Origin of the sequence: Aquabacterium sp., assembly GCF_004297345.1 — a bacterium.
Lineage (GTDB): Bacteria > Pseudomonadota > Gammaproteobacteria > Burkholderiales > Burkholderiaceae_C > Aquabacterium.
In genome coordinates this window covers 1-2293 of sequence record NZ_SCTN01000613.1, presented here as the reverse complement: position 1 = coordinate 2293, position 2293 = coordinate 1, and the positions used below count along the sequence as shown (strand labels likewise).

Annotated in this window: 2 protein-coding genes and 1 pseudogene; all 3 read right to left on the bottom strand. The window is 60.6% G+C overall.

Translation table 11 applies throughout. The features are described from left to right. Positions 1-953 (bottom strand): annotated as a pseudogene (locus EPO09_RS22110) (hypothetical protein); the annotation flags it as partial. A gap of 17 nt (positions 954-970) precedes the next feature. Next, on the bottom strand, positions 971-1618 hold the full coding sequence (locus EPO09_RS22105; RefSeq protein ID WP_290646777.1) for a hypothetical protein: 648 nt from the start codon (positions 1616-1618) through the stop codon (positions 971-973). Further along, a partial coding sequence (locus tag EPO09_RS22100) for a PilW family protein (RefSeq protein WP_290646775.1) occupies positions 1612-2293 on the bottom strand: 682 nt, incomplete at its 5' end. The genes EPO09_RS22105 and EPO09_RS22100, both read right to left, overlap by 7 nt.

The following is a 2293-nucleotide window of genomic DNA, read 5'->3' as shown; positions in this document are numbered from 1 at the left end:
GGTGCACCTGTAGGCATGGTGCACATGCTGTTGGGTGCTTTGATCGTGACCTGGCTGCCGCTGACCGTGGCGCTGAAGCCCGTTGTGGTGCAATTGCCTGTGATCGACGAGGTGCAGTTGTTGATGGCGCTGGCCACGTAGTAGGCCATGTTGCTGGTTGTCGAGTACGACTGGCTGGCCGACATGATCTGGGCACCATTGATCGTGATGCCGGAAATCTGGGGCGTGCCGGACGATCCGCTGAAGGAAATGGTGGCTGTGGCTCCCGTGCCGTTGGAGATCACCTGACCTGGATAGCGCGCATTGGTGTAGGTGGTTGTGCCTGAGTCAATGCGTGTGGCGCGGCAAGTGGTCAGCGCCGAGCTGGTGCACCAGCGCAGTCTCGTCGGATAAGGGTACGAGTCATTGGGGGTGGTGCGCGTCGTGCAGCTTTGCAGATTGGCCGATGCGCAGTATTCCCCGGGGATGAAGGTGTAGTAATACGCCGCCCCCACCAGGCTTTGGGTGGTGCCCGAACTGGAGTTCGTAAAGAGGTTGTCCGTACCAGTGTTGGGGATGTTGGAAGGCGTTTGCACACCAAATCCGTCGTAGGGCACCTGGGTCCAACCGTTCGAGTTGGCCGATGTCATGCTGGGGTAGCTGGATCCGTCGTACTTCTGCGGTGGCAGGTAGTTGATGCCTGGATCGTAGTAGATGCCGTTGTAGCCGGCATTGCGGGCGAGCGCGTCGGTGGTGGTGTTGGCCCAGTCAGGCAGAAAATCCCAGGTCATCGAGCCCGAATCGTCCAGAACGAACAGGATATTGGGTTTGACCAGAGAGCCTGTGGATGTCTCCAGCGGCGCGGTGGCCAGGTCAGTCAGTGCCGCCAGCGAGTAGTTGGTCAGGGTGCTCAGAATCAGGATGCATCCCAGCTGGCGAGCCAGGTGCGTGGGCCGAAGGTGTATGTGACGCATGATGTTCTCCGGGTGCTTTACAACGCAACCATGGACTGCACGTAACTCTGTGTGTTGCGCGGACCAACAACCCTGACCGTGATTCGGTAATAGACCTGGCTGACGGAGTCCAGGTTGACGCGTTCTGCGTCACAACTGCTGCCGCCCGAGCACGTGCTGCTGGACGCGGAAGGGGCGACCGTGCAGTCGTTGGCAGTGCTCTGCGCATCCCCTGCACTGACGCACATGCGCTGAATCACATAGGCCACCGTATTGCCCGCGTTATCTGCTGGCAATGATTTGGCTACGCCGTTGGCAGCGATGTTGCTATCCCAGAACGCGGCCCAGCTTTGCGTGCCTGATGGATCCTGCCGATTAGCGAGATAGCCCTGTGCCGTGTGATTGCATGCCAGAACCGAACTGCCGACGGTGGTTGCGCAGGACTCGTTTTCTGTCGAGTTGGTCTTGCCATTGTTGTTCTCCAGCCAGCCCACTGCGGCCTCGATGCCGAGGTCGGCCGAGTGCGTTGCAGCTTTCTGGAAGGCCAGGTTGCCAGCAATGGCGTTGGACGTATAGACGGAGCGTGTCAACGCGAGTGCGCCCAAGGTCAGGGCGACCAGCACGATCAGCGCCATGATCAGCACGATGCCGCGTTCGTGCTGAGGCCGCGTGTGTAGCTTCAACATCCCGAACCTCCTTGATAGCTGGCCTGGCCGCCTTGCCAGATTGAGTTGCGCAAGGGCACGGTTGTCTCCAGCGTCTTGTAGCGGTAGTTCTGCCAGTTGGCGACGCTGCTGAGGTCGAATCCCAGGGCCGTAGGGTTGGTCGGCGCGGTGCTGGCATTGACCGTGGCGCCGGTCCACGTGGGCACTGCGGCTGTCGGCGAGGTTTTGTCGTAAGCCGAGCTGCGGGCGACCACGGCCATGCGCAAGGACAAGGTTCGGGCCCAACTGCAGAAGGGCGACAGGCCACTGGTATCTGCTGCGCTGGCCGGGGTGATCTGGTTGTAGGTTGACACGACCCCGGTCATGGTCGAGGCCAGATTGTTGTTGTCTCTGCCGTATTGCGCGCGCAAGGCGACGATGTTGTTGGCAATGGGTACCCACACATTGGAATTCAACGGGTTGGCGTAACTCGCGTTGCCACAGTTGTAGGCCGAGTAGTTGCACATCGTCAGGTTGCCGTTGCGTACGGCATAAGCATGTGCGGTGGGCGCGTTGCCCAGGTTGTAGATGATGCTGCCCACGGCCAGACCAGATACGCCAGGACTCACGCTGATGTTCGCGCCCGATGAGGGCACATTGGTCACCGTGTCCGTGGTCAAGTTGCACGGCGTGGGACGCACGGAGGCCTGGGCCATC